Raw genomic sequence first — 6542 nt, 5'->3', positions numbered from 1 at the left:
TTTTTTGAGTGTCTACTTGACGGGTAGCAGTTCATATATTCAGGGATCCGCTTTTTTTTGAGATTTCATGCCGGTGCCGAACAAGATATACAAAAATATATATACAAAAAACATAAATTATATTGCAGAGCAAGGAACTTGGTGGTAATATAAATACAAGCATGATGTATTTATATTTAAGGAGGCGAACTTTTTGGCACAGAGAACGGATATACATAAAATTCTCATAATCGGCTCCGGCCCGATTATCATAGGTCAGGCCTGTGAGTTTGATTATTCCGGAACCCAGGCGTGTAAAGCGCTGCGGGAATTAGGGTATGAAATCATCCTCGTAAATTCCAATCCGGCTACTATTATGACAGACCCGGAAATGGCCGATCAAACATATATAGAACCGCTCAATATCGGTTCTTTGGAAAAAATAATCGCCAAAGAAAGGCCGGACGCGCTGCTGCCGAACCTCGGCGGACAGTCCGGTCTCAATCTCTGTTCCGAACTCTATAAAGCCGGTATTCTTGCTAAATATAATGTGGAAGTTATCGGTGTGCAGGCGGAAGCTATTGAAAGAGGAGAAGACCGTATAGAATTTAAAAAAACGATGGACGCCCTCGGTATCGGCATGGCCAGAAGTCAGGTCGCTTACTCCGTGGAAGAAGCACTGGCTGTCGCCGCCGAATTGGGGTACCCCGTTGTTTTGCGTCCTGCTTATACGATGGGCGGCGCCGGCGGCGGCCTTGTCTACAATACGGAAGAATTGCGCGCTGTTTGCGAACGGGGACTGCGGGCAAGTTTAATTCATCAGGTACTCGTTGAAGAATCGATCCTCGGCTGGGAAGAACTGGAGCTGGAAATTGTCCGTGATAAGGACAATACTATGATTACAGTCTGCTTTATTGAGAATGTTGATCCTGTAGGCGTACATACGGGTGATTCGTTCTGTACGGCCCCGATGCTGACCGTTCCCGAAGAGATACAACGTGAACTGCAAAGACAGGCCTATAAGATTGTCGAGCATATCGGCGTTATAGGAGGGACGAATGTCCAGTTTGCCAGAGATCCGAAAAGCGGCAGGATTATTGTTATTGAAATAAACCCGCGAACCTCCCGTTCGTCGGCCCTGGCGTCGAAGGCCACGGGATTCCCAATCGCTCTCGTCTCGGCAAAGTTGGCGGCAGGACTTACGCTGGCCGATTTACCCTGCGGTAAGTACGGCACGCTTGACCGATATGTGCCTGACGGTGATTATGTAGTCGTAAAGTTTGCCCGCTGGGCTTTTGAAAAATTCAAAGGCGTGGAGGATAAATTGGGTACGCAGATGAGAGCCGTCGGCGAGGTCATGAGTATCGGCAGGAACTTTAAAGAAGCTTTCCAGAAGGCAATCCGCTCGCTTGAGAAAAAATGCTGCGGTCTCGGCCACTTCGGCCCGTACGGCGATTATGATGTGAATACGCTCCTCAATCTTCTTAAAACACCGACGGCAGAACGGTATTTCATCATATATGAAGCGTTCCGCAAGGGGGCGACAATTGATGAAATACACAGTATAACCGATATTAAACACTATTTTTTGGAGGCCGTGAAGGAACTTGTCGCTGAAGAAGAGGCCATTATTGCGGCAGGTGCCGCTCTCAGTGATGACGTTTTGGCACAGGCTAAGAAAAACGGTTTTTCCGATGCGTATTTGAGCGAATTGACCGGGCTTCCGGAGGAACAAATCCGTAATCGCCGTCTTGCCATAGGCGTTACGGAGGCCTGGGAGGGCGTTCATGTCAGCGGTACGGCCGACAGCGCATACTATTACTCGACCTATAACGGCCCGGACAACAACCCTGTATCGACGGGCAGGAAGATTATGATTCTCGGCGGCGGACCTAACAGAATAGGCCAGGGTATCGAGTTCGATTACTGCTGCGTTCATGCCGCACAGTCGCTGAAAAAACTCGGTTTTGAAACGATTATCGTTAACTGCAACCCCGAAACGGTTTCAACAGACTATGATACGTCGGATAAACTGTATTTCGAACCGTTAACGCTGGAAGATTGTGCTCAGTATTTATCATAAGGAACGGCCTGTCGGCATTATCACGCAATTCGGCGGGCAGACGCCGCTCAATCTGGCGGCCGGACTGAAAGCGGCAGGAGTTCCGGTTTTAGGTACGACGCCGGAAGTTATTGACCTGGCCGAAGACAGAGATCGGTTTCGCCTGATGATGGAACAGTTGAATATCCCCATGCCCGAAGCGGGAATGGCGGCGAATACGACCGAAGCGATTGCCGTCGCCGCCGCGATCGGGTATCCCGTAATGGTTCGTCCGTCTTATGTCCTCGGCGGCAGAGGCATGGAAATCGTTCATGATGATGCAGGCATGGAAGAGTATATGAAAGCCGCTTCGGCGTGACGCCGGATAGGCCCGTTCTCATTGACCGGTTCCTGCATAAATGCTTTGGAATGTGAAGCTGACGCCATTTGCGACGGTACTGCCGCTTTTGTTCCGGCCGTTATGGAGCATATCGAGCTGGCGGGCATCCATTCCGGCGACAGTGCCTGCCTTGTCCCGTCCCGCCATATTCCGGCAGAGAATTTGCGGACTATTAAAGAGTATACGAAAAAAATTGCCTTGGCCTTGCATGTTGTCGGCTTGATGAATATTCAGTATGCTATTGAAGACGACAAGGTCTATGTCCTTGAAGCCAACCCTCGTGCATCCCGGACGGTACCGCTTGTTTCCAAAGTCTGTGATATTCGTATGGTTCCCTTGGCGACAGCCGTTATAACGGCTGGCCTTACAGGTGACCGGTCGCCTCTGTGTGAACTGAAAGAGAGAGAAATCCCTTATTACGGTGTGAAAGAAGCAGTTTTTCCCTTTAACATGTTTCCCGAAGTCGATCCCCTTTTAGGGCCGGAAATGCGTTCTACCGGCGAAGTTTTGGGTATCGCCCGCACGGCGGGAGAAGCCTTTTTCAAGGCGGAGGAAGCGGCTAAAGCCACGCTGCCTCTTAACGGTGCGGTCCTCCTCTCCGTAAGTGATGCGGATAAACCGTACATTACGGAAATTGCCGAGCGTTTTCATGAGGACGGCTTTACTATTCTGGCGACGGGAAAGACGTATGAACTCATCCGGGCGGCCTGCATTCCCGTTACAAAGGTTAATAAACTTTCTGAAGGCCGGCCGGATATCGGCGATCTGATTACAAACGGTGAGATTCAACTGATCATCAATACACCGTCGCCCGGTAAAAAAAGCGCGTCTGACGGCAGTGCCATGCGGAAGGCGGCAGTAAAAGCCGGGGTGCCGTATATTACGACGGCTGTAGCCGCGAAGGCGGCGGCCGAAGGGATACATCAAATTAAGCTGAACGGCAATGAGGAGGTATTATCACTGCAGGAATGGCATGCCGGAATTACGGCAATATGAGCATTAAAAATGAGCTTCAACAGGAAATACCTATTGAAGCTCATTTTTAGATTCGGGCCGAAACAATTACAGCTGTATCAAGTGAAAGGCCTCCAGGGAGGACGGGGCGTTAGCGGCCCGAAAGGGGGAATTATTTTAGAAGACACCCTGCTCAACCATGGCTGTAGCTACGCGTTCAAAGCCGGCAATATTGGCGCCTGCCACGAGATTATAGCCTAAGCCGTTGCGTTCAGCCGCATCGACGGAGTTTTTGTAGATCGTGTCCATGATATTTTTAAGACGGGCGTCGACTTCCTCTTCCGTCCATACGAGACGTTCGCTGTTCTGACTCATTTCGAGAGCGGAAACGGATACGCCGCCGGCATTAACCGCCTTAGACGGAGCAACGACCATGTTCTTTTGTTCGAGGAGATATTTCAACGCTTCATTGGTCGTCGGCATGTTAGCCACTTCAATGTAGTAGCGGACTCCGTTATCGACGATTTGTTTAGCCTGTTCCATGTGAACGTCGTTCTGCATTGCGGACGGCATGACAATATCCGCTTTTACGCCCCACGGTTTTTCGCCGGCATGGAATTCGACACCGAATTTATCAGCATAATCTTTTACGCGATTACGGCCGCTGACGCGCATTTCCACGAGGTAGTCGATCTTTTCGGGCGTTACAACGCCGTCGGGATCGTATACATATCCGTCCGGACCGGAAAGCGTAACGACTTTGGCGCCCAGTTCAGCAGCTTTCTTGCAAATACCCCAGCGAACATTACCGAAGCCGGAAGCGGCGATCGTTTTGCCTTTAATGTCGAGGTTGTCATGTTTTAATACGTTTTCGAGATAATAAACGGCGCCGTAGCCTGTCGCTTCCGGACGAATGAGGGAGCCGCCGTAGCTGAAGCCTTTGCCCGTGAGGACGCCGTTTTCAAATACGCCTTTCAGACGGCGATATTCACCGTAGAGGAACCCGATTTCACGGCCGCCTACGCCCATGTCGCCGGCGGGAACGTCGATATCGGGACCGATGTAACGATAGAGAGCCTGCATGTAGCTCTGGCAGAAACGCATGATTTCAGCATCCGATTTACCGGAAGGATCGAAGTCGGAACCGCCTTTACCGCCGCCGATGGGGAGGCCTGTCAGGGCGTTCTTGAAAATCTGTTCGAAACCGAGGAATTTAATGATGCCCGGATATACGTTGGGTTGGAAACGAAGACCGCCTTTGTAAGGCCCGATTGCGCCGTTGAATTGACAGCGGTAACCGATATTTGTATGATATTCACCCTTATCGTCTTCCCAGACTACACGGAAAGTGAACATTCTTTCCGGTTCGACAATACGGTTTAAAATATCGAATTTTTCATATTCCGGATGGTTTTCTACAACCGGTTCCAGCGAAGATAATACTTCTTCGACGGTTTGCACGAATTCCGGTTCGTTGGCATGTTTTTTCTTAACGTTTTCAATTACAGATGCAAGATATTTGTTCATGAATAATCCTCCTTAATACGTCCGTTTCTTAGCCGGTTTTTTCATGTTGTCTGCATGATGAAACATCTTTGTTTTACGCTATGGGGATAGTTATGCCTTCCGCTCTCACCTCGTTGTATTACAATTTTTCCCCTGATTTATTACTGGTCTTACTATATCACTTTTTTTGTTCATTTGGAATAGGTAGAAGGTTTAACGACTTAATTACCAAAGTCGATAAAAAGAGAAACTTATATATTTTTATTTTAACAGGGGTAAAATTAAAATAATTAAAAGAAAGAACAGCTATATTCTTTAAAATTATTCGAACGATGATTATATGTAATCAATAAATGAATGTAATGCGAAAAGCGGTTACTTGTAGTGAACGGATTTCCCGATCATTAAGAGCCGTATAAAAACGGCAGCTTCGGGAAAGGAGATACTGTACGGTTATTTACCTTGCAGGCAGACGGAAAGCCATTTCGGCAGGGGCAACCGGTAAACTGCCGCCGCATAGACGGAGGATGCGGCAGTAACGAAGATATAAGTGCAGATAATAATGACGGCACGCATGGGGACTCCCGCGTAAGCGGCCAGTCCCGTACACATACCTAAAAATACGGGATGAACCAGGTAGATGGGGTAGGACAGATTGCCGAGAGCCGTGAAGGCCTTGTCCGTAAAAACGGAAACACGGCGGCATTTCCAGTGGTAGAGAAGAAAGATAATTGTCGACAGCGTGTAAACCATGCCTGCGGGGCTGAGCTGATGAACTGTGTAGACGGCGGCAAGAGCATCGTAACCGAGGTATTTCATTACGCCCGCATAGGAGGCGATCATTACCGCAGCGGCAATGAGTTGAAAGAGGTTGACCCATGTGCCGTGTGAGCCGATCCAGGTGATAACGCTGTCGAATTTTTCGGCGACAAAGGCACCGAACATAAAAATAAAGAGATAGTGGAGAACGACCCAGTTCAAGCGATATGTAAAGGCATCGCGGAGCCATTCATTCGGTCCTGTGTAAGTCCAGATATAACTGGAGTAAAAGTTGAAAATCACATTCCCGGCAAAGAGAAGTATAAAAGACGGCAGCGGCGCTTTTAGCATATGTGTTAAAAGTTTACGCCACAGCGGCATGAAGAAGTAAAACCATAAAAGAATGACGAGAAAATAAATATGATACATGGCGTTTCCGTACCATATCGCCTTGAGTATGGCCGCCGGCTGAAGGACTGTCCAATTATGACTGAGAACGGCCGAATAGACAAGATAAAAGCAGGACCAGAATACGTAGGGGACGAGGACCGTGCGCAGGCGGCGCTTTAGATAGACGCCGTACGAGAAGGGCTTATGCAGCGGCTGGCTGTAGAACATGCCGAAAGCGGACAAAAAGAAGAAAGACGGCACGGAAAACCGTGAGAGTATTTCCAGGATTCCTATAAGAACCAGATTAGGAGTCGGATTGGAGAGTGCGGCGGAACCCACGTGAATGGCAATAACGCCGAGCATACACAAACCGCGCATATAGTTGACGGACGCTATGAATCGTTTTGACATAACTACCTCGATGGCATACAATACACATAACCGGAGTGCCTGTATAGGGGCGGCACGGCGGTACATATATTTATATTTTATTATAATAATCTTCCTTATTAT

At 48.6% G+C, this 6542-nt stretch carries 4 protein-coding genes and 1 pseudogene; 3 read left to right on the top strand and 2 right to left on the bottom strand.

Translation table 11 applies throughout. The features are described 5' to 3' along the window. Positions 1 to 193 precede the first annotated feature (193 nt). The 3 genes and pseudogenes from carB to HMPREF0080_RS10720 all read left to right on the top strand — a co-directional run bounded on the left by carB (position 194) and on the right by HMPREF0080_RS10720 (position 3416). Entirely contained in the window at positions 194 to 2062 is a 1869-nt protein-coding gene (gene carB, locus HMPREF0080_RS10220) for a carbamoyl-phosphate synthase large subunit (RefSeq protein WP_006790024.1), read from the top strand. Continuing rightward, a pseudogene (locus HMPREF0080_RS11295) lies at positions 2043 to 2750 on the top strand (ATP-binding protein); the annotation flags it as partial. The gene carB and the pseudogene HMPREF0080_RS11295, both read left to right, overlap by 20 nt. Next, positions 2748 to 3416, top strand: coding sequence for a hypothetical protein (locus HMPREF0080_RS10720; RefSeq protein WP_342610081.1), 669 nt, complete (start codon positions 2748 to 2750; stop codon positions 3414 to 3416). The pseudogene HMPREF0080_RS11295 and the gene HMPREF0080_RS10720, both read left to right, overlap by 3 nt. Before the next feature lie 135 nt (positions 3417 to 3551). On the opposite strand, the gene gdhA is transcribed toward HMPREF0080_RS10720, so the two are convergent. Together gdhA and HMPREF0080_RS04265 are read right to left on the bottom strand one after the other, a co-directional pair. Next, positions 3552 to 4901 carry an NADP-specific glutamate dehydrogenase gene (gene gdhA / locus HMPREF0080_RS04270; protein WP_006790020.1) on the bottom strand — a complete coding sequence of 450 codons (1350 nt, stop codon included), beginning with the start codon at positions 4899 to 4901 and terminating at the stop codon, positions 3552 to 3554. A gap of 432 nt (positions 4902 to 5333) precedes the next feature. After that, a complete protein-coding gene (locus HMPREF0080_RS04265) occupies positions 5334 to 6440 on the bottom strand; it encodes an acyltransferase (RefSeq protein ID WP_040347221.1) in 1107 nt (368 codons plus the stop codon). Between the last annotated feature and the right edge of the window lie 102 nt (positions 6441 to 6542).

The organism is Megasphaera geminata F0357 (assembly GCF_000239275.1).
GTDB classification, from domain to species: domain Bacteria; phylum Bacillota; class Negativicutes; order Veillonellales; family Megasphaeraceae; genus Megasphaera; species Megasphaera geminata.
This window is presented reverse-complemented; position numbering and strand designations above follow the sequence as displayed.